The sequence below is a fragment of the Paenibacillus typhae genome, assembly GCF_900099765.1.
In the GTDB taxonomy this organism is placed as follows: Bacteria; Bacillota; Bacilli; order Paenibacillales; family Paenibacillaceae; genus Paenibacillus_AQ; species Paenibacillus_AQ typhae.
In genome coordinates this window covers 68,831-94,973 of sequence record NZ_FNDX01000017.1, presented here as the reverse complement: position 1 = coordinate 94,973, position 26,143 = coordinate 68,831, and the positions used below count along the sequence as shown (strand labels likewise).

General features: G+C 55.5%; 24 protein-coding genes and 1 pseudogene. 20 read left to right on the top strand and 5 right to left on the bottom strand.

What is annotated here, in order from left to right; all coding sequences use genetic code 11:
* Positions 1–126 precede the first annotated feature (126 nt).
* Positions 127–708 carry a histidine phosphatase family protein gene (locus tag BLR64_RS15635; RefSeq protein WP_090715549.1) on the top strand — a complete coding sequence of 194 codons (582 nt, stop codon included), beginning with the start codon at positions 127–129 and terminating at the stop codon, positions 706–708.
* A gap of 142 nt (positions 709–850) precedes the next feature.
* Positions 851–1,702: a GGDEF domain-containing protein gene (locus BLR64_RS15630; RefSeq protein ID WP_090715510.1), complete on the top strand. Its 852-nt coding sequence runs from the start codon at positions 851–853 to the stop codon at positions 1,700–1,702.
* A 67-nt stretch (positions 1,703–1,769) separates the two neighbouring features.
* On the opposite strand, the gene BLR64_RS15625 is transcribed toward BLR64_RS15630, so the two are convergent.
* Positions 1,770–2,519, bottom strand: a complete 750-nt coding sequence (locus BLR64_RS15625) for a glycerophosphodiester phosphodiesterase (protein ID WP_090715547.1) — start codon at positions 2,517–2,519, stop codon at positions 1,770–1,772.
* 123 nt (positions 2,520–2,642) lie between these two features.
* Positions 2,643–3,254, bottom strand: coding sequence for a hypothetical protein (locus tag BLR64_RS15620; protein ID WP_090715509.1), 612 nt, complete (start codon positions 3,252–3,254; stop codon positions 2,643–2,645).
* 157 nt (positions 3,255–3,411) lie between these two features.
* Between BLR64_RS15620 and BLR64_RS15615 the strand changes: the two genes are divergently transcribed.
* From BLR64_RS15615 to BLR64_RS15590, 6 genes are all read left to right on the top strand, one after another.
* On the top strand, positions 3,412–3,864 hold the full coding sequence (locus BLR64_RS15615; RefSeq protein ID WP_090715508.1) for a NanQ anomerase/TabA/YiaL family protein: 453 nt from the start codon (positions 3,412–3,414) through the stop codon (positions 3,862–3,864).
* A 190-nt stretch (positions 3,865–4,054) separates the two neighbouring features.
* Positions 4,055–4,978, top strand: a complete 924-nt coding sequence (locus tag BLR64_RS15610; RefSeq protein WP_090715506.1) for a helix-turn-helix transcriptional regulator — start codon at positions 4,055–4,057, stop codon at positions 4,976–4,978.
* 40 nt (positions 4,979–5,018) lie between these two features.
* Entirely contained in the window at positions 5,019–6,098 is a 1,080-nt protein-coding gene (locus BLR64_RS15605) for a Gfo/Idh/MocA family protein (protein ID WP_090715504.1), read from the top strand.
* A gap of 53 nt (positions 6,099–6,151) precedes the next feature.
* Positions 6,152–6,883 carry a ThuA domain-containing protein gene (locus tag BLR64_RS15600; RefSeq protein ID WP_090715503.1) on the top strand — a complete coding sequence of 244 codons (732 nt, stop codon included), beginning with the start codon at positions 6,152–6,154 and terminating at the stop codon, positions 6,881–6,883.
* Positions 6,884–7,852, top strand: a complete 969-nt coding sequence (locus BLR64_RS15595; RefSeq protein ID WP_090715501.1) for a sugar phosphate isomerase/epimerase family protein — start codon at positions 6,884–6,886, stop codon at positions 7,850–7,852.
* A gap of 87 nt (positions 7,853–7,939) precedes the next feature.
* The gene (locus BLR64_RS15590; RefSeq protein WP_090715499.1) at positions 7,940–8,656 is read left to right on the top strand and encodes a GDSL-type esterase/lipase family protein; all 717 of its coding nucleotides are present in this window, start codon (positions 7,940–7,942) and stop codon (positions 8,654–8,656) included.
* Between the two features lie 98 nt (positions 8,657–8,754).
* Here BLR64_RS15590 and BLR64_RS15585 read toward each other — a convergent pair whose 3' ends face one another.
* Positions 8,755–9,264 carry a GNAT family N-acetyltransferase gene (locus BLR64_RS15585; protein ID WP_090715498.1) on the bottom strand — a complete coding sequence of 170 codons (510 nt, stop codon included), beginning with the start codon at positions 9,262–9,264 and terminating at the stop codon, positions 8,755–8,757.
* A gap of 284 nt (positions 9,265–9,548) precedes the next feature.
* Here BLR64_RS15585 and BLR64_RS15580 point away from each other — a divergent pair, with 284 nt between their 5' ends.
* The 10 genes from BLR64_RS15580 (at position 9,549) to BLR64_RS15540 (ending at position 20,235) form a co-directional block, all read left to right on the top strand.
* A complete protein-coding gene (locus BLR64_RS15580; protein WP_090715496.1) occupies positions 9,549–11,384 on the top strand; it encodes a cache domain-containing sensor histidine kinase in 1,836 nt (611 codons plus the stop codon).
* A 2-nt stretch (positions 11,385–11,386) separates the two neighbouring features.
* Entirely contained in the window at positions 11,387–12,571 is a 1,185-nt protein-coding gene (locus tag BLR64_RS15575; protein ID WP_244157722.1) for a response regulator, read from the top strand.
* Positions 12,572–12,774: 203 nt separating this feature from the next.
* Positions 12,775–14,067: an ABC transporter substrate-binding protein gene (locus BLR64_RS15570; protein WP_090715494.1), complete on the top strand. Its 1,293-nt coding sequence runs from the start codon at positions 12,775–12,777 to the stop codon at positions 14,065–14,067.
* Between the two features lie 131 nt (positions 14,068–14,198).
* Positions 14,199–15,080 (top strand): carbohydrate ABC transporter permease, encoded by an 882-nt coding sequence (locus tag BLR64_RS15565; protein WP_090715493.1) that lies wholly within the window; start codon positions 14,199–14,201, stop codon positions 15,078–15,080.
* A complete protein-coding gene (locus tag BLR64_RS15560) occupies positions 15,077–15,895 on the top strand; it encodes a carbohydrate ABC transporter permease (protein ID WP_090715491.1) in 819 nt (272 codons plus the stop codon). Before BLR64_RS15565 ends, BLR64_RS15560 begins: the two co-directional genes overlap by 4 nt.
* Before the next feature lie 285 nt (positions 15,896–16,180).
* The gene (locus BLR64_RS15555; protein WP_090715490.1) at positions 16,181–16,888 is read left to right on the top strand and encodes an N-acetylmannosamine-6-phosphate 2-epimerase; all 708 of its coding nucleotides are present in this window, start codon (positions 16,181–16,183) and stop codon (positions 16,886–16,888) included.
* Positions 16,825–17,784, top strand: a complete 960-nt coding sequence (locus BLR64_RS15550; protein ID WP_341833384.1) for an ROK family protein — start codon at positions 16,825–16,827, stop codon at positions 17,782–17,784. The genes BLR64_RS15555 and BLR64_RS15550 overlap by 64 nt, the downstream gene beginning before the upstream one ends.
* Positions 17,785–17,852: 68 nt before the next feature.
* Complete coding sequence (locus BLR64_RS31020) at positions 17,853–17,984, top strand: hypothetical protein (protein ID WP_279615468.1); 132 nt, start codon at positions 17,853–17,855, stop codon at positions 17,982–17,984.
* Between the two features lie 41 nt (positions 17,985–18,025).
* Complete coding sequence (locus BLR64_RS15545; protein ID WP_090715486.1) at positions 18,026–18,724, top strand: copper homeostasis protein CutC; 699 nt, start codon at positions 18,026–18,028, stop codon at positions 18,722–18,724.
* Positions 18,712–20,235, top strand: coding sequence for an alpha-L-fucosidase (locus BLR64_RS15540; protein WP_090715484.1), 1,524 nt, complete (start codon positions 18,712–18,714; stop codon positions 20,233–20,235). The genes BLR64_RS15545 and BLR64_RS15540 overlap by 13 nt, the downstream gene beginning before the upstream one ends.
* 285 nt (positions 20,236–20,520) lie before the next feature.
* Here the strand turns inward: BLR64_RS15540 and BLR64_RS15535 are convergent, their stop codons facing one another.
* Both BLR64_RS15535 and BLR64_RS15530 read right to left on the bottom strand, forming a co-directional pair.
* Positions 20,521–22,188, bottom strand: coding sequence for an ABC transporter substrate-binding protein (locus BLR64_RS15535; protein ID WP_090715483.1), 1,668 nt, complete (start codon positions 22,186–22,188; stop codon positions 20,521–20,523).
* A gap of 138 nt (positions 22,189–22,326) precedes the next feature.
* On the bottom strand, positions 22,327–23,352 hold the full coding sequence (locus tag BLR64_RS15530; protein ID WP_090715481.1) for an ABC transporter substrate-binding protein: 1,026 nt from the start codon (positions 23,350–23,352) through the stop codon (positions 22,327–22,329).
* A 349-nt stretch (positions 23,353–23,701) separates the two neighbouring features.
* Between BLR64_RS15530 and BLR64_RS15525 the strand changes: the two genes are divergently transcribed.
* Positions 23,702–24,754, top strand: coding sequence for an SPFH domain-containing protein (locus tag BLR64_RS15525; protein ID WP_090715479.1), 1,053 nt, complete (start codon positions 23,702–23,704; stop codon positions 24,752–24,754).
* A 150-nt stretch (positions 24,755–24,904) separates the two neighbouring features.
* A pseudogene (locus tag BLR64_RS15520) lies at positions 24,905–26,005 on the top strand (diacylglycerol kinase catalytic domain-containing protein).
* Positions 26,006–26,143: the final 138 nt, after the last annotated feature.

The window sequence follows — 26,143 nt, the reverse complement described above, 5'->3', positions numbered from 1 at the left end:
CTATATATATCGTCAATTTACGGAGGAAGGGTTAGTGTGTCCTGACGCATGCGTCCTAAGCAGGCTTTTCGTATATAATTTAGGGAATCGATTTCAATCTGTAAAAAGGCGGTTTCACCCATGACAATGACAACAACGATAGGTCTGATCCGGCACGGCAGCACTTTATGGAATAAAGAAGGACGTATCCAGGGACACACGGATAATCCGCTTGATGAGGAGGGCTTGCAGCAGGCAGCTAAAATTGCCGAACGGCTTAGCGGGGAGGAGTGGGAGCTGATCTACTCCAGTGATATGCTCAGAGCGAGACAGACTGCAGAGATTATTGCCGCCAGGCTGGGCCTTCCGGTCGCAGGGCTGTTGCCCGGTATCCGGGAGATGCATGGCGGACTCCTGGAGGGTACGACGGAACAGGAACGGGTGGAGCGCTGGGGCAAGGAATGGAGAACGCTTGAGCTTGGCCTGGAGACCAATGAGTCAGGCCGGCTCCGGGGAAGCAGGGCCATTGAGGAGCTTGCCGCGCGTCATCCGGGCCGGCGTATACTGGTGGTCAGCCACGGGGCGATTCTCCGGAGTACGCTTGGCGGACTTGTGCCCGGGCTGGATTTGAGCCGGCTGCTGAAGAATACTTCGCTCACCCGGATCATCAAGTCAGGCGGAGCCTGGACCTGTGACCTTTACAACTGTGTGGAGCATCACAGCATTTAACCGGAATCTGCGCTGCCGTTAGCACCATCCAAAAGATTCCATGGAGAAACAGCCCCCGCCTGCCGATAATAAGCATAATACGGTTCACCTGCCAGATTAACGGATTTGCTTAATTTAGAAGTAAAAGGGAGTGCTCCTATTCATGGATGAAGCTCGAAATTATATGTTTACTATATTCTCCGTTCTACTCGCAGCAGTGACAGCCTACTCCGTCCTCCGGACCGGACGGAATTTCGCGGCCAGAAGCCAAAAGGCCCGTGCGCTGCGCACGAGCCTGATCATTCTTATGCTAGGCTGCGGATTAAGCGGCATGCATCTGTTCGGCCTGCAGGCTGTATCCGGCTTTAGCCCGGACACCGGCAGCCTGCTTGCGCCGCTGGCGCTTTACTCGCTGACCCTGGCTTTTCTGATCTGGCTGTTCCACCGCACAGGTCTGATCATGGCTGAAAGAGAACACCTTAAAGAGCTGGCTTACAGGGATAGCCTGACCGGCCTGTTCAACAAGAACGGCATGGATCATTTCTGGGATCACTGCAAGCCTAATGAGCAGCTGGCTGTATTATACCTCGATCTGAACCGCTTCAAGCCGATCAATGACAAGCTCGGCCATCATGTCGGTGATCTGCTGCTCCAGGCGGTCGGCGGCACGCTGCAGCAGTTTTCCTGCAAGGGCAGGCGGCATATTTTCCGGATCGGCGGCGATGAATTCGTCATTATTGCCAAGCGCTGCAGCTATAAAGAAGCCGAACAGCTTGCCCTTAAGGTTCTGGAGAAAACAACCCGTACCTACCAGCTGGAGCATCATGAGCTGTTCGTGTCGGCCAGCATCGGCATTACGACGAGCCAGGGCCGGGTTGATCCCGGACGCCTGCTGAAGGAGGCTGATTCCGCCATGTACAATGCCAAGCAGCTGGGCAGAGGCCGGTATGCCGTCCACAAGCAGGGCAATGTCATCCAGCCGGTAAGCTGGCTGGGCAGCCCCAAAGCCAATTAAGTGCAGTCCTTTAACACAAAGAGTCCGGGCAGTGCAGCCGATTTACCGGCTGCAGCCCGGACTCTTTTTACAGGCAACATTCCCCCTGTCTGTCAGCCAGCAGTCCGGCCAGCACATCCGGATAGTCAGTTATTATACCGGCGACTCCGGCGGCGATCAGGGATTTCATCACTTCACGATCATTGACGGTCCAGGGGTGGTAAACCTTGCCCTGTGCAGCCGCCTCGGCTACGAACTCCGGCAATACGGCAGGATGATAAGCATGCAGCGCATCCGCATTCAGGCTGGCTGCGTAGTCCCACGGCCGGTACAGGCCTTCGGAATACAGAATCCCAGTGCGGATTTCGGGGGCAAGGGATTTACAATAGGCCAGCGAGTAGTGATTAAAGCTCGACAGCACCACGCGGTCACTCATGCCGTAATCCCGCACGGCTGCAATAATCTTTTCCTCCATCCCGGGATACAGGAATACCCCGTTCTTCAGCTCAATATTGAGCACGGTATCGCGGTCCTTCAGCAGATCCAGCAGCTCCTCCAGCACAGGCAGACGTTCACCGGCGAATGCCGGCCCGAACCAGGACCCGGCATCCAGCTCCAGCAGCTCGCTAAGCGTCTTGTCTTTTACCAATCCGTCAGCTCCGGTTGTCCGGCGAAGATGCTCATCATGTATAATGACCAGTCCTCCGTCAAGCGACATCTGGACATCGGTTTCAATTCCTGTAGCGCCAAGCTCAAGCCCTCTGCGGAATGCCGCCATCGTATTCTCCGGGCAGACTGCGGATGCGCCGCGGTGCGCAAAGTTGATGATGCTGTTCATACGTTGTTTTCCCTCCGGCTTATGGATTTCCTGCTCCTGCTTGCTGCAGGCATCTATTCTCTTATTCCACATCTCCGTGCGAAACCCTGTCCGTCTCAATCAATTTGTGCCCGGGCCCGGGAGTTACGCCGAAACAATCTCGCGGATCGCTTCATGCACATGCTGAACCTCTGAGAAGGCCAGGGTGTATTCCCTATCCGATTTTCTGGCAGGTGCTATGTCGGGAAGGAAGGGGATGGACAGGACGGGGGTATCGGCGCTGCTGAGGTAGATTTTGAGTGTAAGCTCTTTAACCTCCTCTTCATCTGCTGGGATGGCATCTGCATTGTTTCCGCTGTGATTTTCAGTTTCAGGTCGGCTGATTCCATAGCTGTTTTTTCTGGTACTGGTTGTGATCCGGCTTGTCTTGCTGACTTTTGTGAGGGTCAGGGCATTCTCGACGATCTCTGAACCCAGTATGGTGTCAAAAGTGTACAATTGCGCCGTCGCATGCTCTGCCCCGCCGGGACTGCAGCTGCCGATGGCCAGTGTTCTGCCGGCTTCATCCAGGGCGATCATGTGCGACTGGTCGGGGGTGACGAACCGCCGGGGAAAATTCAAATTAAAGGAGCCGAGTGCACGGGCCAGCTTGGTCAGATTGGATGAGGGATAAGAGAGCCTGAACTTCAGCACCGCAGCCGCCAGCAGCAGGCCTACCCCCAGTACGGCGAACATGTACATCAGGAAGATCAGCATATTTACGCCTCCTACAAGTTTTGTGAAGGTTGCTAGTATTAGAATATGCCGGGGAAGCGTGAACAAATGCATAGCTGCGGACGTAGGAATCACTTATTCTTTTTTTGTAGGCCGCCAAGAGGCGGTAATAAATCAGAGATTGCAGGAGATGATCGGCTTGATCGTAGATACACTGGGGCATTTGCTTGAGAATGAGGCTGCTTACGGGGAGAAGATCCAGGCGGGGCTGCGCTTTTTGCGGGATACAGATTTCAGCGGACAGGCGGCAGGACGCCATGAAGTTAATGAGAACATGTTCTATTTCATTAACGAATATGAAACAAAGGATGCCGGGGAATGCTTCTGGGAAGCGCACCGGATTAATCTGGATCTGCACTATATTCTTGAAGGTACGGAGCGGATCGGCTATGCGGCCATTGAGCAGCTGTCGGTAAAAGAGGAATACAGCGCCGAGAAGGACGCGGTGTTCTTCACGGGTGAACTGCAATCTGCGGTAACCGCTGGGCCCGGGGCGCTGGTGGTCTGCTATCCGCAGGACGGCCATATGACCGGAATCGAAGCCGGCGGCAAGGAAGCGGTGCGCAAGGTTGTGCTGAAGATTAAGCTGTAGGATTCAGCCGCAAAGCATATGTCATTGAGGGAGCCGGACAGGCTCCTTTTTGCGTTGTCCTTTTTGCGTTGCTGCTGTGGTCGTCCAGGCATTTGTTTTTGCTTACAGGGATAAGGTACGATAACTGTAAGATACGGCATGATTATCATAATCCGTAGAAAAAGAACCACACGCACAAGGAGCCGCACTTATGAGCATCTATCTCGAGCTTCCGGATGTGGACAAGCATTTTCCTTTCCGCAGCCTGATCTGCGGCGGGGACGAGCTGTGCTATCCGCACTGGCATAAAGAAATCGAAATGATTTACGTAACTAAGGGAAGGCTAAATCTGGGAATAAATGATACTCCAATCCGTATGGAGCAGGGGGAAGTGCAGTTGATCAACGGCGGGGACGTGCATTATTTTCTCGCTTCGCCGGAGAGCGAACGGGTAGTGCTGCAGTTTGATTTGAGCCTGTTTCAGGAGCTGGCAGCCACCTGCGGCAATGATTTCTCGCTGCGCGAGGTGTTCACGGCGATGGAGCACTCCAGCTCTGGCTGGCCTCCCGAGACGGCAGGTCGGATCATCGGCCTGATCGAAAGCATCTATGAGGAGGACACCCGGCGAGGGGAAGGGTACGCCTATCTGATCAAAGCCCGTTTATTTGAGCTGCTGACTGTTATTTTGCGGGAAGTGCCCAGGAATAACGCCGGCAGGCTGCCGAAATTCTCGGAGGACACCCTGTCCCAGTCCCGGGAGATGCTGGAGCGGCTGGAGCGGATTTTTATCTATGTCGAGCAGCATTACCAGGAGCCGATCACCCTTAATGAGGTGGCCCGGCATATGGGCTTCAGCCCGTATTATTTTACCAAGCTGTTCAAAAAGCATACCGGCATGACCTTCGTCGCCTTCCTTAATGAATACCGGCTGAACAAAGCCAAATGGATTCTGCTCAACGAGGACCTGCCGATGTCTGCCGTAGCCGAGTCTGCAGGGTTTGGCAGCGTGAAGACATTCCACCATTTTTTCAAGTCGGCAACCGGCATTTCGCCGCTGAAATACCACAAGACAATATTCAGGAATAACAGGGCAAGAATGCAGGAAGAAAGCGCTTCTCAGGATTTGTATGATTAGAGGCAGAGAGTTCACAACAAATGTTGGAGGGAAATAGAGAATGACCTTAAAAGTGGGGATTATCGGCTGCGGCGGCATCGCAACCGGCAAGCATATGCCGGCACTTAAGAAAGTGGAAGGCGCTGTCATGGTCGCTTTTTGCGATATCGTACCTGAACGGGCCGAGCAGGCCAAAGCGGAATTCGGAGATGAGAACGCAGCGGTTTATACAGACTATAAAGAGCTGCTGAAAGATACAACTATAGATGTAATTCACGTGTGTACCCCGAACATTTCCCATGCGGAAATTTCGATTGCCTCGATGGAGGCCGGCAAGCACGTTATGTGCGAGAAGCCGATGGCTAAGACGACTGCTGAAGCACAGGCCATGATTGATGCTGCCAAGCGTACCGGCAAAAAGCTGACAATCGGCTACCAGAACCGCTTCAGATCGGATTCGGCTTACCTGCATAAGGTATGTGAAAACAACGACCTTGGCGAAATCTACTACGCCAAAGCCAAGGCAATCCGCCGGCGTGCGGTACCGACCTGGGGCGTATTTCTGGATGAGGAAGCGCAGGGCGGCGGCCCGCTGATTGATATCGGCACCCATGCGCTCGACCTGACGCTGTGGATGATGGATAACTATAAGCCGAAGTATGCAGTGGGCAATGCTTATCATAAGCTGTCCGGCCGCAAAAACGCCGCCAACGCCTGGGGCCCGTGGGACCCGGAGAAATTCACGGTTGAAGATTCGGCGATCGGCTTCATTACTATGCAAAACGGGGCAACCATTGTGCTGGAAGCCAGCTGGGCGCTGAATACCCTGGATGTCGGTGAAGCGAAGACAACGCTTTGCGGTACTGAGGGCGGGGCTGATATGGAAAAAGGCCTGCGCATCAACGGGGAAGAGTACGGCAAAACGTTCGAGAAGATCATCGGCCTGGATGCTGCCGGCGTAGACTTCTACGACGGTGCGGGCGAAGATCCGGCGCTGGTTGAAGCCACGCAGTGGATTGACAGCATTATTAACGATACAGAGCCGGTTGTTAAACCGGAGCAGGCTCTGGTGGTAACCCGGATTCTGGAGGCAATCTATAAATCGTCCGAGACAGGAATGCCGGTATTTTTTGAAGATTAAGGCAATTAAACTTAGTTCAATCAATATAAATCCATTTAGGAGTGTGTCCTATAGTGACAAGAGTAACCGTATGGAATGAGTACCGTCATGAGCTCCAGGAAGAGCGTATCCGCCAGGTCTATCCGCTGGGCATCCATGCCCAGATTGCCGGATTTCTGGAGGAAGCCGGATTTGATACGGCAACTGCCACGCTGGATGAGCCGGAGCACGGTTTGACGGAGGAAGTGCTGAACAACACGGATGTACTGGTATGGTGGGGCCATATCGCCCATCAGGAGGTAAGCGACGAGATCGTGAACCGGGTCTATAACCGTGTGCTGCAGGGAATGGGGCTGATTGTGCTGCATTCCGGCCACATGTCCAAAATCTTCATGAAGCTGATGGGTACCAGCTGTGACCTGAAATGGCGCGAAGCAGGCGAGAAGGAACGCCTCTGGGTGATGGACCCGAGCCATCCGATTGCCGAAGGCATCGGCGAATATATCGACCTGGAGCAGGAAGAGATGTACGGGGCGCATTTTGATGTGCCGGCACCGGAGAGCCTGATCTTTGTCGGCTGGTTCGAGGGCGGCAACGTGTTCCCGAGCGGCTCGACCTACCGGCGCGGCAGCGGCAAAATCTTTTATTTCCAGCCGGGCCATGAATCCCATCCAACCTATTACCATAAGGAAATCCAAAAGGTTATCGTCAACGGCGTAAACTGGTGCGCACCAACCAAACGCGATTATCCGGTGTACGGCCATTCCCAGGCTCTGGAGCCAATTCGTGAAAAGGTGGGCGTATAAATGAAATTAGGCGTATTTGATCCCGTATTCGGAAGCTTGACTCTTGATGAGATGCTCGATAAAATCGCAGCCGCAGGCTTGAATGCCGTTGAAATCGGCTCGGGCGGCAACCCCGGCAATCCGCATTGTCCGACCGATGAGCTGCTGGCCAGCGAGGAAGCACGTAAGGCCTATTTGGAAAAATTCACGAGCCGCGGCATTATGATCAGCGCGTTCAGCTGCCACAACAACCCGATTTCGCCGGATAAGGAGGAAGCCCGCCAGGGTGACGAGATTCTGCGCAAGTCGATCAAGCTGGCTTCGCTGATGGGCGTTCAGGTCGTTAATACGTTCTCGGGCACTGCCGGAGACAGTGACGATGCTAAAGCGCCGAACTGGCCGGTTACACCTTGGCCGACTGTATACAGCGATATTCTGGCCTGGCAGTGGGAGCAGAAGCTGATCCCGTACTGGAAAGAGATCGGCAAGCTGGCCGAGGAGCATGGCGTGAAGATCGGCATCGAGCTGCACGGCGGCTTCCTGTGCCATACCCCGTACACGATCCTGAAGCTGAGAGAAGCGACCTGTGATGCCATCGGAGCTAACCTTGATCCAAGCCATCTGTGGTGGCAGGGGATTGATCCGGTCGGCGCAATCAAGATCCTCGGCAAAGCCGGAGCGATCCATCACTTCCATGCCAAGGACACTTACCTCGACCAGGACAACATTAACATGTACGGCCTGACCGACATGCAGCCTTACGGCGATGTGCAGACCCGGGCGTGGACGTTCCGCTCCGTCGGCTGCGGACACAGCCTGTCCGAATGGTCGGATATCATGAGCGCGCTGCGCACCTACGGCTATGATTATGTGGTGAGCATCGAGCACGAAGACCCGCTGATGTCGGTAGACGAAGGCTTCCAGCGTGCCGTAACCAACCTGCAGTCGATCCTGATCCGCGAGCAGCCGCTGGATATGTGGTGGGCTTAAATAGTGTAAAGAAGCCGTTCCCGGCAGGGACGGCTTTTTGTTCTGGAGCTAACTATACTTGAAATAATAAGGCGGGGTGATTTCAAGATGACAACGAATAGGACAAACGAGCTTTTACAAAATCCGGCAATTATTGAGCTAATTAAACAGAAGGAGCATGATCATTATCTTGAGTATCAAAAAGGTTTAGTGAAGAGATACAGCATGCGGAATAAATATATTAAAAAAGGACAAATCTTATTTGTCGGCTCTTCATTAATGGAGCAATTTCCTATTGAAGAAATGCAGGCTGTGCTTGGTTTGGAGCGTATTATCTATAATCGTGGAATCGGTGGTATCACCACAAAAGATTTGTTGTCTTTAATGAATGAGTGCATCTTTGAATTAGAGCCTTCAAAAATATTTATCAATATTGGCTCAAATGATATCGGAGCGGGTCTGGATAACGGGGCTAAAGAAATATTTTTGGAGAATTACAAAGAAATTCTGCTGCGAATCAAAGAAAGTTTACCTGCCAGCGATTTGTTTGTAATGGCGTACTACCCGGTGAATGCTAAAGAGAACTTTGGCCTGGAAGCAGAAAATCATAAAGAGCTGTTTGCCTCCCGCAACAACAAAAACATTGCATTGATAAATGAAGAAGTGAAGAAGTTAACAGTGAAATTAGGGATCCATTATATTGACGTCAGCAAGGGCTTAACGGATGAGGAGGGTCATTTAAAGGCAGAGTATACGGTGGAAGGTGTCCATATGTGGCCAAACGCGTATTCAGTAATCCTTGAAAATATGAAGCCATATTTATAAAATTCCTATGTATCCGCTGCAATGATAAGCATCCGGCAATACAAGAAGCGGCTGTGCTCCCGTGTCACGGGACCACAGCCGCTTCTTTTTGTCTCCTGCTACAGCTTCTTGTAATAAAGCACCGTTGTATCCAGTCCGCCCTCAGCAGAGATGGCAAACTCCGGGATTCTGCCGGCCTCTATGTATCCCCGCGAAAGATAGAGCAGGTTCGAGGGGTCCCCTTCCCGCGTATCGAGGACGATCAGGGTCCGGCCGTGTGCAGCCGCTGCCTGCTCAGCCGCATCGATCAGCAGGCCCGCGATGCCCTTGCGGCGGTGAGCGGGATGAACCATCAGCTTGGCCAGCTCGGCCCGGTGTGCTCCATTCGGCTTCAGCGCCAGATGGAGCTGAACGGTGCCGACAATGGTTTCGCCTTCCATAGCAACCCAGAGTAGTACACCGGGACCGTGTACGCCCTGCCAATATGCAGCGGCCTCATCTTCAGCGAGCGGTGGTAAAAAACCGATCGAAGCGCCGTCCTCCACAGTGTCGATCAGCAGCCTGCTTAACTCGTGCAGGACAGGCGGCGATAAGCCGTCCAAAGGAATTACAGAAATCGTATCGCTCATGGTATAAGTCCTTTCTGAATTATAAATGAAGGGGATGTAGTCCCTTTAAATTTTACATAAGATTTATTATACCGGTGTCATTAAAGTTTACAAATATATTTTTTTGTCAGTAAAGTGATGATATATCTGCGTCACATATTAAGGTGATTCTGACGGGCTTTTTGACTCCTTAAATGGTTTCCGGACCAGGGGATGCCAGAGTCCCGCAGCGATTTTCTTCATGCAGGGCCTGACGTTATCCCTTATAATAAATGAAATTTATAGCCTTTCAAGGGGGTTGAAGCATGCGGCAGTGGAACAATCTCACGTATCAGAGCAAGCTGATGCTCGCCTTCTTCCTGTTAGGTATTATCCCGTCACTGGTGATCGGTACGATGGCTTATTTCAAATCGGTCGGGACACTGGAGACGCGGGTGAATGAGGATCTGGGTGTTATTGCCGGCCAGCTGAATGCAGCGATCCGGCGGCAGGTTGAGGATGTGGACCGGTTCAGCACCTTTCCTTATTTTACACCGGAAATCTTTCAGATTCTGAATCAGCCGTACGTGCCGCGCGACCAGTGGAGCTACCAGGAGATAGAGAGCCAGCAGCAGTTTGCCAAGCTTCTCGTCACATATCCTTCGATCTTTTCCACGATTCAGGGTCTCGTCTTCTACAGCAGCACAGGAAACATTTACGGGTACAGGGTCAGCGACAGGTCATCCATTAATGAGGCGGTCAGCCCCGAGAATGAAGAGTGGTACCGGGAGACGCTCAGCCGTGACGGCGGAATCGCCATATCCGGGCTGCGGCTGGAACGGCAGTTCAACAGCGCCCCTTTTCAGACGATTACCGCTTCGCGGGTGCTGCTGAATGATGATTTTTCGGCGGCGGGTGTGGTGGCGGTCGATATCCGGCCTGATTTTATGGACAAGATTGTCCGCTCCTTTCAAATGGAGAGCATGCATGTAATGGTTGCTGATGAAAAAGGGGAGCTGATCTACTCTACGCATACGGCTGATAACCAGCGTTTTCTCAACGCAGCCAGAGCCCAGGCCGTTCATAACGGTACGGCGCGCGGCATGATTACCATTCCTGCACTAGGCGACGGGCTGGAAGCCGCTACCGGCGTGTATGCCTACAGTGAATACCTTGGCTGGACCAGCTATCTGCTGATCGACCGCGACGAGCTGCTGGAAGAAGCCAACGTTATCCGTAATTTTACGATGATTCTGGTGCTGGTTATAACGGTGCTGGCAGGGCTGCTGTCGCTGCTGCTGGCCCGCGGGCTGGCAAGGCCGATCCGCAGCCTGATCTCCTCCATGCGTGATGTGGAGCGGGGGCTGTTCGTCACTCCGGCGGCACCGCCGGTGCAGGGCGAAATCGGCCAGCTTCATCTCAGCTATGTCACCATGGTGAAACGGCTCGGTATGCTGGTCGAATCCATCGAAGAGAAGGAGCGGCAAAAAAGAGAAGCCGAGCTGTATGCGCTCCGGGCGCGGATCACGCCGCATTTTCTGTTTAACACGATTAACTCGATCCGCATGCTAGCCGTGCTGCAGCAATCCGAAGGAATTGCCCGCCTGCTCCAGTCGCTGAACAAGCTGCTGCAGGCCAATATGAAGCTGGACAGTGAGCTGGTTCCGCTGGAGGCTGAGCTTGAGCTGCTGCGGCATTATATGCGTCTTATGGAGCTGCGGTATACGAACCGTTTTGAGGTGGAATGGAGCGTAAGCGAAGATGTTCTTGGTGAGAGGGTGCCGCCGATGATTCTGCAGCCGCTGGCGGAAAATGCGATTTTTCACGGGTCGCTGCACAGCGGCGGCGGGCTGCTGCAGATTGAGGTCGGAGCAGAAGTCAATCCGGAAGGCACGGAGCTGCTGATCTGGATCAGTGACAACGGCCAAGGCATAGATCCGGAGACGCTGGCTGTGCTGAACGGCGGAGGGAGACCGCCATCATCCGGAAGATCCGGTGACAGCATCGGAATCGCGAATGTGCGCGAACGGATCCGGCTCCGTTACGGCGAGCCGTATACGCTGAAGCTTGTGAGCGCACCCGGAGCGGGAACGAGGGCGGTGCTGCATCTGCCGTACAGAACGGAAGACGGCCAGGATAGTCTGAGCAGATTGGGGGAGTAGCAATGATGTGGAACTTGCTGGTGGTGGAGGACGAAACCATTGTCCGTCTGGGCCTAAGATACATGCTGAACTGGGATGAACTGGGGATTGCCTGGAAGGCGGAGGCTTCCAACGGTCTTGAAGCACTTCAGGTGCTTGCGGAAGAGGATATTCATATTGTTATGACGGATATCCGCATGCCGGGCATGGACGGACTGGAGCTGGCACGCCGGATTAAGGAGCAGTACGGTAAGGTGCAAATTATCTTTTTCAGCAGCTTCGAGGATTTTCCTTATGTCAAAGAAGCCGTGCGGATCGGAGTCGTGGATTATCTGCATAAGCCGACGATGGCGCAGGAGGAGATCGCGGCTGCCCTGCACAAAGCGGCTGCAACACTGAAGGAGCTGCATCAGGAGCAGCGGTCCGGGGACTATACGGACAAAGACCGCGAAGAGCTGCTGCTCCGGCTGCTTACAGCAGAGGCTCAGCCGGCAGACCTGCCGGAGAAATGGCGGGAGCTGGGTTTGGAGCAGCGTTACAGCAGAGGATGGCAGCTGGCGGTGCTGCGTATGGCCCGGAGCGCTGCAGCAGAACCGGCCGGTCCGGCCCGCTTCATGTCCTTTCGTTATTACCTCGAAGAATACACCTCCCGTGAATGGGGCGGCCAGCTGCTTAATGTGGAAGACAGGGAGCTGGTCTGGATACTGCCGCTGGATGCGCTGCACGCGGATGGCAGAGCGATGCGGAGTTACCTGGAGCAGCTTGACCAGGGGCTGGATAAAATGCTCGGTATCCGGCTCGCTTACACCTACAGCGGTGTTCACCTGACAGCCGGGGAGCTGCCGGGGGCCTACCGGGCTGCAGCGGCGAAGGAACCGGAAACCGGCGGACGGCATAGCGGAGTGATCCGGCTGGCAACGGCCTATATTGATGAGCATCTGCTGGAGGACCTTACGCTTGCCGGAACGGCCGAGCATATCCACATCAGTGTAAGTCACCTGAGCCGCCTGTTTCTGAAGGAGACCGGACAGCATTTCAATGAGTATGTTACGGCCAAAAAAATGCTGCTGGCCCGCAGGCTGCTGCGTGAGAGCAACGACAAGGTGTATGAGGTGGCGGAAAAGCTGGGCTATGCCAATCCGCATTATTTCAGTAAATTGTTCAAAGATGACACAGGGATGACGCCGCTGGAATTCCGCAATCAATAGCTGATGAACAGTGGAACAACAAATCTTTGCGTGAAAAAGCAATTTTCATCTATTTTTCAGCCGGTTGAAGCTAATCGCTCCGATGAATAAGCCAAACTGAGCAATAATTAGCTGTAAACCAGCAATTAGGCACGGTATTTAACCTGACGCATAAGCGGTAATATGGGCTTAAGAAATTTACTTTATGTCAGGGAGGCTAACATATGGGTATAAAAAAAGGGTTCTGGCGGTCATCGTTATGGAGTCTCAGTCTATTGGCCGTTCTTGCCGGCTGCGGCAGCAATGCCGCACCGGACAGCAACACTTCAGCGGCGGGCACAGCTACAAATGCTGCAGGCGGCGATGCCGAGAAAGAGCCGGTTGTGCTTAAGCTGACAACCTGGAATCCGATCAGCCAGACGGTTGTTGATAAATTCCAGGAGAAATACCCTTACATTACGATAGAGCATGACAAGGTCTATGACCAGTTCCGCGAAATCATCCGTACCCGGATTGTGTCCAAGTCGGATATGGATATGCTCTGGCTGTTCCCTAACCAGGTGGCCGAGTTCTCCAAAGAAGATGTCCTGATGGATATTACCGGCAGCCCCTGGCTGGATAATTACCTGGAAGCAGCGGTAAAGCTGGGCACAGTCGACGGTAAAACCTACGGTGTTCCCTATAACAGCCAGCCAATCGTAATGTTCTACAATAAAACGCTGTTCGGCGAGCTTGGCCTTGAGATTCCGAAGACATGGGATGAACTGCTTGCTGTAAGCGAAGAGATTAAGGCCAGCGGCACCGCACCTATGGTCATCGGCAGCAAGGACGGCTGGGCCACCCAGTTCATCACCACCTCCCAGTTCGGCCTGTACCAGCACGACAACCCGGATGTCTTCGCACAGCTGGCCAGCGGGGAGAAGAAGTGGACCGATCCGGAGTTCAGCACTTATTTTGACGGAATGAAGGAGCTGGCGGATAAAGGCTATCTGCTGGAGAACTCCGTCGGGCTAAGCTATGACCAGGTGGCCCAGGTATTCAAAGAAGGCAAGGCGGCAATGTGGCCGATGGGCGAATGGGGCTACAGCGAGAACTTTGATGCCGACTTCTCCGCGTTTGAGCTTGGCGCGTTCCCGATTCCGGTTAACCGCGGCGACCAGCCGCTTGTAACGAATCTGGTATCTGACAATCTGCTGGTCGGTGTGTCCTGGAGCAAGCACCAGGAGGAAATCAAGCTGTTCATGGAATTCGTTGCAGACCCGGAAATCGCCAAAATCTGGTCCGGCGAAACGAAGCAGGCCGTAACGGTCAAGGGCGGCACCTCCGAAACCTACAGCCCGCTTGCCGCATCGCTGCAGCCGCTGTTGGATGCCAGTGAAGCGCAGATATTCGCCAGCATGACCTCATCGATCGAGCCGGTTATGTTCCCGATCTTCCAGCAGATTCTGCTGAAGCAGGATGTGAATACAGCCAAGCTGCTGGAGCAGATGCAGGCTGCACAGGATAAAGATATCTAGGCCCCTTTTAAACAACTGAAATCAACATACGAACAGAAAAGAATAGGCGAAGGATCAGAACAAGGACAGCTCTGTCTTTCGCCGGCTTTTCTTTTTTTTACCCATTTTGGGGTAAGAAACGGAGGCGCAGCATGAAATTTATGAATTTCCGCAACTATATAATGTTTATCGCACCAGCGCTTCTGATCTATCTGCTGTTTTTTGCCGGACCGATCTTCAGCGGCCTGTATTACGGATTCACGGACTGGAACGGCTTTTCGTTCAAGGCGGATTGGGTGGGGCTGGAGAACTTCCGGGAGGCTTTCCGTGATCCGCTGCTGCTGACCGCGCTGAAAAATATGCTCATTCTCTCGGTTGTCGTAATCGTGCTGCAGCACAGCGCCTCCATTCTGTTGGCTGTGCTGCTTGATCAGAAGCTCAAAGGGATTGTCTGGATGCGGGCGGTTATTTTCTTCCCGGTGATCCTGAACACTGTCGTCATCGGGTATGTGTGGAGCTACATGTATGCGCCGATGGTCGGGTTTCTGCCGAAGTTTTATGACGCGATCGGTTTACACGGACTGGCCGCTCTGGACTGGCTGGGTGACCCTTCCCTGGCGATTTACGCGATTGCCCTTGTTATGGTCTGGCAGTACACAGGCTACTCGATGATGATCTATCTGGCCGGCCTGCAGTCTGTATCCGGTGAAATCTATGAGGCTGCGAGCATTGACGGTGCCGGGCCATGGAATAAATTCTGGCGGGTCACCCTGCCGCTGCTGATTCCTTCTATTATTGTCAACACCGTGCTGTCGGTCATCGGGTGCATGAAAATGTTCGAGCATGTGTTCATCATGACCCAGGGCGGACCGGCCAACTCGACCCAGACCTTCGGCATCATGATCTACCAGTATGCCTTCAAAACCTCGCAAATGGGCTACGGCACCGCGATGGCGATGATTCTGTCCGTGATGATTCTGGCTGTGACCTATGTACAGATTAAACTGCTCAGCCGAATGGAGGTGGCGAATTGACAACAACCCTGCAGAAAACCTCAATTTATACCGTACTCACTATCGCCCTGATTATCGTGCTGGTGCCGATGGCTGTGCTGGTCTCCGTTTCGCTTCAGACCCCATCGACGGTGAATCCGCTGAGTCTGCCCAAGGACCCGCAGTGGAGCAATTATTCGGAGGCGTTCAAGACCGGCAATCTGCTGCCTTACTTCGGCAACAGTATTCTCGTATTGGTTATGACCACTGCCGCCGCAATCTGCGTTTCGGTACTGGCCGCTTACGGCCTGCACCACGGCAAACGCTACAAATCGGATGCCATGTCGACCTTTTTCCTGATGGGGCTCATTCTGCCGGCTTTCTCCGGTACGATTCCGGCATTTCTGGTGCTGCGCCAGGTGAACCTGCTTAATACGCGTATCGGGCTGTCCCTGATCCAGATTGCTTCGGGGCTGGCTCTGCCGATCTTCCTGTATGTGAATTTCTTCAAAACCGTTCCCTCCGAGATTGAAGAGGCGGCGCTGGTGGACGGCTGCGGGCCGTGGCGGACGTTTGTGCAGATTATTTTTCCGCTGACGCTGCCGATTACGGCTACCTGTGTGATTGTAGTAGCGATTAACTCGTGGAATGACTTCTTCAATCCGCTGGTCTACCTGTCCTCGCCGGAGATGCGCACGCTGCCTGTCGGTCTGATGGCCTTCAAAAGCCAATACAACACCAACTGGCCGCAGATGTTCGCCGGTGCCGCGCTGGTGGCGCTGCCGATCATTATTCTGTACCTGTTCGTGCAGCGGTTCATTATTAAAAGTCTGGTCGGCGGGGCGGTTAAGGGATAGCAGGGCGGAGCAGGTTGAGGCGTTCGGATTATCCGGGTATACCGGGATTGGATTTAGGTGGATTTTTGTACCTTAATTCTGCTGTTTTTCGTGGTTTTCAGGAATTAGGTGGAAAAAAGCTATCTAATCTTGAGCTTAGTACGCGTATTGCATTAAAACTGCGGATTTAGGTGACGTTTTTCCAATTAAATTCTGTTCGGGCGCATATGGAGTGAATTTAGGCTGCTTTTTTCCAACTAATTTCTTCCTTTACAACCGAATTAAATGGCTAAGGGGGTGGGCTTAATGGACGCTGGGAAAAGGGGGCAGATTCCCCTGCACGGACTGGTCGTTTCCTGCCAGGCACTGGAGCATGAGCCGCTTCACGGCAGCCATCATATGGCTGCAATGGCCAGGGCGGCGAAGGAAGCAGGAGCGGCGGGAATCCGCGCAGGCGGTGCTGCTGACATTAAAGCGGTTAAGGCGGAGACGGGACTGCCGGTAATCGGGCTGGTCAAACAGCAGACCGAAGGCTGCGAGGTCTACATCACTCCGACGCTGGAGGATGCGCTGGACATCCATGCGGCCGGTGCGGATATTGTAGCGATCGACGGGACCGGCCGGCCGCGGCCGGACGGCCGGTCCCTGCAGGAGACGATTGCCGGACTTAAGCAGGCCGGAGTGGCCGTAATGGCCGATATTGCAACATTTGAGGAGGGGGTGCAGGCGGCGGAATGGGGAGCCGATTATGTATCAACCACGCTCAGCGGCTATACCGCAGAAACTGCAGGCACAGAGCTTCCTAACCTGGCATTGCTGGAAAAGCTGGCCGCTTCGCTGCCGGTTCCGGTTGTGGCCGAAGGCGGAATCAGCCGGCCGGAGCAGGCGGCGGAGGCACTGCGCCTTGGGGCGGCCTTCGTCGTGGTCGGCTCGGCCATTACCCGCCCGCAGTGGATCGCGGGGCGGTATGTGGAGGCGATGCGCGGCGCTTTGCCTGCCGGAGGCGAGCCGTGAGCCGGTATTACATCGGCGCCGACCTCGGGGGCACGGGCATCAAGGCTGCGCTGATTGATGCCCGGGGCGTCATTGCCGCCCGCAGCAAGGCGGCAACTCCGGTCACTGAAGGCGCGGCAGGCATTCTGCGCGCGCTGAAGGACGTGATCCGCGCCTTGCTTAGCGAAGGCGCGGAGGTGGGGGGCATCGGCGTCGGCAGCGCCGGGCGGATCGACGCCGCGGAAGGGATTGTCCGCTATGCGACGGACAATCTGCCGGGCTGGACCGGCATGCGGCTGGCTGAGGCGCTGACAGCCGAATTTGCCCTGCCGGCCGCGGTGGAGAACGATGCCAACGCCGCGGCTGCCGGCGAGGGCTGGCTCGGCGCAGCCGCCGGGCTCTGCAGCTTCGCGATGCTGACGCTGGGCACCGGCGTCGGCGGAGCGTTCCTGCACCGCGGCGCGCCGGTGTCCGGCAGCCAGGGGGCCGCCGGGGAGTTCGGCCACGCCGTACTCTACCCGGGCGGGCTGCCCTGCAACTGCGGGCAGCGCGGCTGCGCCGAGCAGTATCTGTCCGGCTCGGCGCTGAGCCGCCGGGCGGCGGAGGCCTTTGCCGGCTGGGACGGGCGGCGGCTGCTGGAAGCTTTTGCGGCCGGGCATTCGCTGGCGGCGGGCGCGGTAGAGGCGTATCTGGATGATCTCAGCTATGCTGTGCATAACATCCAGTCGTATCTTGATCCTGCCGCCGTTATAATCGGCGGCGGGGTGGCTGAGTCCCACTCCGTCTGGTGGGAGGCCTGGCAGAGAAGGCTGGCTGCGTTATCTCCGCTGTCCATCAAGGTGCTGCCGGCCAAGCTTGGCAATGAGGCCGGGATGCTCGGGGCGGCCAGGCTGATCATGGACAGGGAGCAGGGCTAGGGCATGCCTGAACAGCGAATAGCCGGAGTTGAAGAACTAATTTTGGCGGAAGAGGAAAGGGAGATGGAATGTGGCGGATAACAGGCGGGTCTGCGAATGACAATGACCGGGAGGCTACACCGGGTGTAGTATGGAAGGAAAACGGGGATGTTGCCGCCAGCCGGATAGAACAGGTAAGGAGAGAGAATGGACATACCTGACCGGTCCGCCGGACTGCCTCTGAATAAGGAGCGAACTTAACATGCTGTTAGAGGTTATTGCTACAACGGTGAAGGATGCGGTTACCGCCGAACGCCACGGTGCTGACCGGATTGAGCTGATTACAGGGATTCTTGAGGGTGGCCTGACACCGAGCCTTGGGCTGATTGAAGCTGTGCGGGAGGCGGTCTCTATCCCTGTCCGGGTGATGGTGCGGCCGCATGCGCGTTCCTTTTGCTATGACGCGGAGGACGTTGCCGTGATGCTGCGGGACATCCGCCATATCCGGACTGCAGGCGGCCTTTCGCTGGTCACTGGGGTGCTCCGGGCAGACCGATCGGTGGATGTGGAGCTGCTTGAGCGGCTGCTTGAAGCCGCAGACGGAATAGATGTGACGTTTCACCGGGCGTTTGATGAAATCCCCGATCAGTTGACGGCGCTGAATGTGTTGTGCCGCTATAAGCAGATTACGGATGTGCTGACCTCCGGCGGCAAGGCTACTGCTCCGGAGGGGGCGGAGCGGATTGCTGTCCTCCAGCGGCTGTCGTACATCCAGCAACAGCCCTCGATTCTGGCCGGAAGCGGGCTGACCGCGGAGGGACTTAAAGATTTTCTGGAAAAAACGGCAGTAAGAAGCGTGCATTTCGGATCTGCAGTAAGAGTGGACGGGAACCCGCTTAGAGCGGTGGATCCCGGGCGGCTTGAGGCTGTCCGGGAGATTTTGAATACATGGAAGAGGTGAGCCGCTTGTCGAAGTCAACGCTGCACGAACTGCGCAAAGCCAAAAAGCTGGAGATTAACGCCGCCGTTGAGGCCGGCCCTTTTCACGCAGACTGGTCCTCCCTGGACGCCTATTCGGTTCCGCGCTGGTATGAGGATGCCAAGTTCGGCATTTTCATACACTGGGGGGTGTATTCCGTGCCGGCTTTCGGGACGGAATGGTATGCCCGCAATATGTACAGGGAAGGGACCGAGGTGTATGAGCATCACCTTGCCACATACGGTTCACCTGATACTTTTGGCTATAAGGATTTCATTCCGCAGTTCACAGCGGAGAAATTCAATGCCGAGGAATGGGCAGCCTTGTTCAAGCGGGCAGGTGCCGCGTTTGTTGTTCCGGTGGCTGAGCATCATGACGGCTTCGCGATGTATGACTGCCCATACTCCGGGTGGACCGCTGCCAAAATGGGCCCGAAACGCGATATCATCGGAGAACTTGCGGCGGCGGTACGCCGGCATTATATGACCTTTGGCGTATCCAGCCACCGGGCGGAGAACTGGTGGTACTACAACGGCGGCCGGGATATTCCGTCCGATGTGCAGGACCCGGCATATGCGGAGCTTTACGGCCCGGCGCAGCCTACCTACGGCAATCCGGCTTATCCGCTGCCGATCCTGCCGCCGAATGAGGAGTTTCTCGACGACTGGCTGGTGCGCACCTGTGATCTGATTGACCGCTACGGCCCTCAACTGCTCTACTTTGACTGGTGGATTGAGCAGCCTGTCTTTAAGCCCTATCTGCAAAAGCTTGCTGCCTACTATTACAATAAGGCTGCAGAATGGGGGCAGGGAGCGGTCATTAACTATAAATTTGATGCTTTTGCCGAAGGGACTGCGGTCTATGATATGGAGCGCGGCCAGCTGGCCGACATTAATCCGGAGGTATGGCAGACCTGCACCTCGGTCGGGGAGACGGCCTGGTGCCATATCGCCGATCATAAGTACAAAACGTCTGGGGCCATCCTTGGCGACCTGGTCGATATCGTCAGCAAAAACGGCGTCATGCTGCTCAATGTCGGCCCCCGCGCGGACGGCACGATTCCGGAGGAGGAGCAGGCGCTGCTGCGCGAAGTGGGCGACTGGCTGGCCGTTAACGGTGAGGCCATTTACGGCACCCGGCCGTGGAAGGTGTACGGCGAGGGGCCGACGCAAATCGTCAGCGGCACCTTCAACGATACGAAGCGCAGCCCGTTCACCGCGCAGGATGTGCGCTTCACAGCAAGAGGTGACAAGCTGCTGTACGCTTCCGTCATGGGCTGGCCCGAAGACGGAACAGCTGTCGTCGGGACCCTGGGCAGCGGCTGCAAGCTGCTGGCCGGCGAGATCGGCAAGGTGGAGCTGCTCGGCTGGAAGGATTCCTTGGAGTGGAGCCGCGAAGTGAATGGGCTTACGGTGAAGCTGCCTGATGCTGTCCGCGGGCAGGGGATTGTTGTGCTGAGAATTGAATACGCCGCTTCGGAGCTGGCGAGATAGTTAAACGACTGTGGAGAGGCGTCTGTGCGTAGGGTGGAGGCAAGTGCTGCCGGGCGGAAGTTAGGCAAAAAGGCCACACAGTGTGCCAAAAGTCGGCCCTTAGCAGAAATGAGAGGCAAAAACGCCTCTTCTGAAATCGCCGAAAGTTGACTTGAGGCGATGAGAGTAAAAAGTGCCTTTGAATACCCCGCCCCCCAGCCCAGCCGACGGTAAAAATCCGTTTGTGTCGGACCCTCGCGCAGCTGCAATAAGCCCCCGCCATCCAGGTGACGGGGGCTTACGTATTTACTGGGCGGCTCCATGCCCGCCCAGCACCTTCGGCAGCAGCGTAAGCAGCCGCTCGCGTGTGAGCGCATCGCTGAAGTTCCATTTGCTGCTGTCCAGCAAATAGGCATGGCCCTGCTGCACGGCCGGCAGGCTGCGCCAGGCCGGGCTTTCGAGCAGCACATCCATCGCTGCGCGGGAGTCTTCACGCTCCGGAACGAGCATGAAGACTCGATCTCCCGCGTAGGCATGCAGCCGCTGCGGATCGACCTCGGCGAAGCCGAGCTCGGCGTCAAGCGCCTTCTGAATCTCCGGGGTCGGCCGGAGGCCGCCCGGAGCATACAGCGCGCTGGACAGCCCGCTCAGTCCCATGGCATACAGATGATTGCCATGGTCGAAGATCAGCGCCGAGGCGGTTTCGCCGGGCGAGAGCACACCGCTGCCGTACAGCCGCTGCCACATGGCGGCGTTCCTGTCCGCGAAGCCGGCAAGCCAGGCTTCGGCTTCGCGCTGCTTGCCCAGCCAGCCGCCCAGCGTCCGCATGCGTTGCTCCAGCGGGGCGAACGAATCGAAGGTGAGGGCGGGGGCAATATCAGCGACCCGCTTGTACAGCTTCTCATCGGAGTTGGCGATGATGATCAGGTCCGGACGGAGTGAGGCCGTAAGCTGCGGATTCAGCGGGAATCCGACGTTGGCCAGACTTTTCAGCCGGTGCTTGTACACGCTGTTCCGGGCAAATTCCTCGTCGCCGCCGACCGGCTTCACGCCGAGCGCCAGCAGGTCACCGATCGTCTCGCCGTGATAGATGACCCGTCTGGGCCGCTCCGGAATGTCCACGGTATGGCCCGTCCAATCCTGGACGGTGACCTTCCCGCGCTGCGTCATAGCATATTGGCCGGGTGTAACCCCGGTAATCTGCCGGAAGCGGCGGCTGAAATAATATTCGTCTGAGAAGCCGGTCAGCCGGGCGATTTCACGCAGCGGCTCTGCCGACTCCAGCAACAGCTGCTGCGAGCGGCTGATGCGCAGACCGGTCAGATATTCGAGCGGCTTTTGGCCGGTAAGCTTTTGAAAAAGCGGTGTGTACTGCCATAGCGATACTCCAGCCTGCTCAGCCAGCTGTTTGACTGTGATGCTGTCCATATAGTGCTCCTGCATATACCGGATGGTTCCTTCCACCGACTCGGCCGGACTCGGTGCCTCATCGGGATAGTTATGCTCCAGCAGCAGGAGCAGCAGCTCCTGAAATTTCAGCTGCTGCCTGTACAGCTGGATTTCACTGCGGTTGTCGGGGCATGCCGTCAATTCTTCGGCAAGGCGGATGACCCGGGTGAACGGATGAACAAGCAGCTCTTGTCTGCCCGGCAGCAGCTCCTGGGTATAAAGCCCGGGCCTGCCGTCAGTCTGGTAGATATTAAAGGAGAGCTGATAATAGTACAGTGTCGTTTCCGGATTAGCTGCTGTATAGGTGGTTCCGGGAGAGAGGAGAAAACATCTGTCTGCACTCAGAGGAGTAGTTCCGCCCGGGAGCGTAAGCCCGCCGCTGCCTCCGGTACAGATAAGCAGGAGATGGGTCTGCGCTGTCTGCGGCTCTGTGCAGGACATGGCCGGCTGGACGGCCAGCATCGCATCTGTAAGCTGAAATAGCAACGAATGCAGCAGGGCGGGCAGCGTAGATGAGGGCAGCATGGACAGGCCTCCCTTTTGTTAGTGAGAATGGTTATCAAATGAATTCATTGTATCCAAAACAAAGAAGCTTATCAACGGATGTTGATAAGCTTTTTGCATTCGAAAGGCCGGGAACAGACCGGCCTGATTAAGATTCGTTTATTTTCCGCCCATCAGACGCGGCAACTCTGTAAGCAGCCACTCCCTGGTCGAGGCATCGGCAGAGGTTTTCATGATGTCCTGGGTGTAGACGTAGCCGTTTTTGACGGCCGGGAGGCTCTTCCAGATCTCGCTCTGTAACATCGCATTGGTGGATTGCTTGGCTTCATCAGCTACAGGAGTCAGGATAAAAATCCGGTCGCCCGCATACTGGCTGATTACCTCCATGGAGATTTCCAGAAAGCCGGTGCCTTCATCCAGCAGAGTCTGTATAGGTGCCGGAGCCTTGAAGCCGACTTCGGCGTAGAGCACCTGCGACAGCCCGGTAGCAGCCATTACGAACAGCCGGTCACCCGGATAGTAAGTGAAGACGGAGGCAGTCTCGCCTTCTTTCATGCCGGCCGCCTTGAGCTGTTCCCACATGGCGGTTTCGCTGGTTTTATACTGAGCCAGCCAGCTCTCCGCCTCCTGCTTTTTGCCCAGCAGCACGCCGAGCTCGGTCATCCGTTCCTCCAGCCGGGCAAAGGTGTTGAAAATAACCGTTGGCGCGATTTTGGATAAGGCTTCGAAGTCTGCTTCATCCGTTCCGGCATAGATGATCAGGTCAGGCTGAAGCTCCAGCGTTTTCTCCAGATTGATCGGGAAGCCGACATCTTCTACTCCCGCAAGCTTTTCCTCAAAAATCTGCCCGTCCCCCATAGACAGCGGGTAGCCTACGGCCTGTACGCCCAGCGCAACCAGATCGCCGTAGGTTTCTCCTGAATAAATAATGCGCTCAGGAGTTACCGGAATCTCGACTGTATGGCCTATGTAATCTGTATAGGACTGTGTCCCGGCTGCAGCTGCGGTGCCGGCGTCTGCGGAAGCCCCCGGAGATGGTGCTGCACTGGCGGCGGTATTGCTTGCTGTATCTGCGGCGTTGCCGGTTTCTGTCTGTGCGTTGTTGTTTCCGCAGGCAAGCAGAAGTGCGCTCATCAGGAAGATGACGCATAGAACGGCTAAGGGTTGTCTTGCTTTTTTTAACATAAAAGTACCTCCCCGATGAATTACGATCTTTTTACTGAGAATCATTCTCGCTTGTACCATCATAAAATAAAGCCTTCTGCGGCTCAATGGACAAACGCGGGGGATGGAATTGGTTTTGTACAAAACAGGACGGAACAGGCGGTAGATGTATCTGTTTTATTTTTAAAAGTATATTCTGACCATGCGGTGTGCAGGTTGTGGCTGGTCATGTTTTTGTAGCGAACGTATTGGCGGAGGGATAAATTAATTTTGATAATAGTGTTAATAACATATTGATAATATCAAAAGGGTATGTTAAAGTATTGTTAATAACATAATGTTAATAACATTAATTCGGGAGGTAATGACTATGTTCGGATTCAAATTTGTGAAATTTCAGCCCAGCGAGTACGTGCTTAAGGTGAAGAACGGCAAAGTGGTGCGTGAGGGAGTCGGGCTTTCTTTTTACTATTATGTGCCCACGACTTCGGTCATTGTGGTCCCCGTTTCCTCGATTGATGTCCCGTTCATGTTCGAAGAGATCACAGCTGATTACCAGACGGTAACGGTACAGGGGCAGCTGACCTACCGGATTGTCGACTACAGCAAAACAACGCAGATCCTTAACTACACCTATAATTTGAAAAAAAATACCTACCTGTCCGATGATCCCGGCAAGCTGGCCCAGCGGGTGATTAACGTCGCCAAGGTTTTGACCAAAAAACAGCTGGAGCAGCTGCCGCTGCGCCAGGCGATCCAGTCGAGTGAACGGTTGGCCAAGACGATTACCCAGGAGATTGAGCGGAACGCGGAAATTGAGAAGCTGGGCATTGAGCTGATGGGACTGTCCATTCTGGCGGTTGTGCCGAACAAGGAAACGCTCCGCGCTCTGGAGGCGCAGGCCCGGGAGGAAATTCTCCGCAGTGCCGATAATGCACTTTATGAGCGCCGCAATGCGTCGATTGAGCAGGAACGCCGGGTGAAGGAAAACGAGCTGAATACCGAGATCGCTGTGGAGACGAAAAAGAAGCAAATCCGCCAGACCCAGCTGGATTCCGAGCGCTTCGTTAAGCAGAAGCAGAACGAGATGAAGGAGGAGCAGCTCAGCTTCGATACGGCGCTGGAAGAGAAGAAGCAGGAGCTGATTGGCCTGACCGTCGCGAATCAGAAGGCAGAGGCAGATGCCAAAGCCTACGAGCTGTCGGCCGTGATGAATTCGCTGCAGGGCGTATCGCCAAATGTGCTGCAGGCGCTCACCAATGTCGGCATGAAGCCGGATAAGCTGATCGCCATCGCCTTCCAGGAGCTGGCGGAGAATGCCGGCAAGATCGGACAGCTGAACATTACGCCTGATCTGCTGCAGGGAATTATGGCCGGCTCGCCAGGCGGTGCAGGTGCGGCCAGAGGCACGGGCGGACGGTGAGCCGCAAGGCAGATGTAGAGGATGAGCGGGAAGATGGAGGTAGCATGTCAAGTGAAGTCAGAGCGGGCGGACGGTGAGTGACGGGCAGGTGTAGGTAGTAATAACAGTTGGTGCGCGTCGGTTAGATGAGTAGAGAGGAGTTGGACGATGATGGGCAGCGGGGGACGGATGTCGGAGAATAAAATCGTGCTTGTCAAACGTAAGACCCGGCTTGAGGAGCTGGTCGTCCGCTATAACACGGTACAGCAGGCCCAGTTCTATATTGAGCGGCTGGGCGCAGACTTCAGTGATTATATAAGCGAGGATCTTACGTACCGCAAGGCGGTGGAGACAGCGGTTATCGAGCTGAGTGCACTGGGCCGGGTGCAGGTGCTGGAACGGCAGCATGTGCCGAATTTTATTTTTGGCGATGAGGACACGGTAGTCGTTCTGGGACAGGACGGTCTTGTGGCCAATACGCTGAAATATTTGCAGGAGCAGCCGCTGATCGGCGTGAATCCCGATCCGCAGCGCTGGGACGGCGTACTGCTGCCGTTCACCGTCAACGATCTACGGCTGCTGCTGCCGGAGGTCTTCCGCAGCCGCCGGCAGGTGCGTGAAGTGACATTGGCCAAGGCCGAGCTGAACGACGGCCAGAGCCTGTACGGCGTGAACGACCTGTTCATCGGCCGCAGGACGCATGTCTCGGCACGCTACCTGCTGCGGCACGGCGGCACCGCCGAGCAGCAATCCTCCAGCGGCATCATCGTGTCCACCGGCCTGGGCTCTACCGGCTGGCTGCGCAGCGTACTCGCCGGGGCGGCGGGCATTACCCGCAGCGCCGCCGGACTGGGGCTGGCCGCCCGGGAAGCAGCGGGCAGTATTGCTGCAGCTGCGGATTTCTCTGGCGCCGCCGGACGGGAGCAGGCTGCAGGAGCAAATGCCGATGGGGTTGCCGCAGCGGCCGGAATGTCCCAGGACACCGGCAGGCAGGGCCAAGCCGATGGAGCAGGAGCCGGCATGGCTAGCCGGCTGGCCTAGGACGACCCTAACCTGTATTTTACGGTTAGGGAGCCCTTTCCGAGCCGGACCACTTCAGCCGGCGTGGTGTTTGGCCGGGTCGGCAGGGATGAGCCGCTGCGGATCACCTCACAAATGCCGGAGGATGGCGTCATTTTCAGCGATGGCGTTGAGAGCGACTTCCTGGAGTTCAACTCCGGCGTTGAAGCGGTAATCAGCATGGCGGAGAAACGGGGGCGGCTGGTGGTCTGAGCGGCAGCTTGGTTAGTCACAGGCAATTCCCCTGACACCCGGGACATTGGCCTCAAAGCAGACGTAAGAGGAAAAATCCCATTAATGGCACCTGCAGCAGGCTGAAAGTGCCGGAATAGAGGGAAAAATCCCTTTGAT

Coding starts and splice junctions, on each gene's coding strand:
- BLR64_RS15635 (WP_090715549.1), top strand. CDS start 127: ATGACAACAACGATAGGTCTGATCCGGCACGGCAGCACTTTATGGAAT.
- BLR64_RS15630 (WP_090715510.1), top strand. CDS start 851: ATGGATGAAGCTCGAAATTATATGTTTACTATATTCTCCGTTCTACTC.
- BLR64_RS15625 (WP_090715547.1), bottom strand. CDS start 2,519: ATGAACAGCATCATCAACTTTGCGCACCGCGGCGCATCCGCAGTCTGC.
- BLR64_RS15620 (WP_090715509.1), bottom strand. CDS start 3,254: ATGCTGATCTTCCTGATGTACATGTTCGCCGTACTGGGGGTAGGCCTG.
- BLR64_RS15610 (WP_090715506.1), top strand. CDS start 4,055: ATGAGCATCTATCTCGAGCTTCCGGATGTGGACAAGCATTTTCCTTTC.
- BLR64_RS15605 (WP_090715504.1), top strand. CDS start 5,019: ATGACCTTAAAAGTGGGGATTATCGGCTGCGGCGGCATCGCAACCGGC.
- BLR64_RS15595 (WP_090715501.1), top strand. CDS start 6,884: ATGAAATTAGGCGTATTTGATCCCGTATTCGGAAGCTTGACTCTTGAT.
- BLR64_RS15590 (WP_090715499.1), top strand. CDS start 7,940: ATGACAACGAATAGGACAAACGAGCTTTTACAAAATCCGGCAATTATT.
- BLR64_RS15585 (WP_090715498.1), bottom strand. CDS start 9,264: ATGAGCGATACGATTTCTGTAATTCCTTTGGACGGCTTATCGCCGCCT.
- BLR64_RS15580 (WP_090715496.1), top strand. CDS start 9,549: ATGCGGCAGTGGAACAATCTCACGTATCAGAGCAAGCTGATGCTCGCC.
- BLR64_RS15575 (WP_244157722.1), top strand. CDS start 11,387: ATGATGTGGAACTTGCTGGTGGTGGAGGACGAAACCATTGTCCGTCTG.
- BLR64_RS15570 (WP_090715494.1), top strand. CDS start 12,775: ATGGGTATAAAAAAAGGGTTCTGGCGGTCATCGTTATGGAGTCTCAGT.
- BLR64_RS15565 (WP_090715493.1), top strand. CDS start 14,199: ATGAAATTTATGAATTTCCGCAACTATATAATGTTTATCGCACCAGCG.
- BLR64_RS15555 (WP_090715490.1), top strand. CDS start 16,181: ATGGACGCTGGGAAAAGGGGGCAGATTCCCCTGCACGGACTGGTCGTT.
- BLR64_RS31020 (WP_279615468.1), top strand. CDS start 17,853: ATGTGGCGGATAACAGGCGGGTCTGCGAATGACAATGACCGGGAGGCT.
- BLR64_RS15545 (WP_090715486.1), top strand. CDS start 18,026: ATGCTGTTAGAGGTTATTGCTACAACGGTGAAGGATGCGGTTACCGCC.
- BLR64_RS15540 (WP_090715484.1), top strand. CDS start 18,712: ATGGAAGAGGTGAGCCGCTTGTCGAAGTCAACGCTGCACGAACTGCGC.
- BLR64_RS15535 (WP_090715483.1), bottom strand. CDS start 22,188: ATGCTGCCCTCATCTACGCTGCCCGCCCTGCTGCATTCGTTGCTATTT.
- BLR64_RS15530 (WP_090715481.1), bottom strand. CDS start 23,352: ATGTTAAAAAAAGCAAGACAACCCTTAGCCGTTCTATGCGTCATCTTC.
- BLR64_RS15525 (WP_090715479.1), top strand. CDS start 23,702: ATGTTCGGATTCAAATTTGTGAAATTTCAGCCCAGCGAGTACGTGCTT.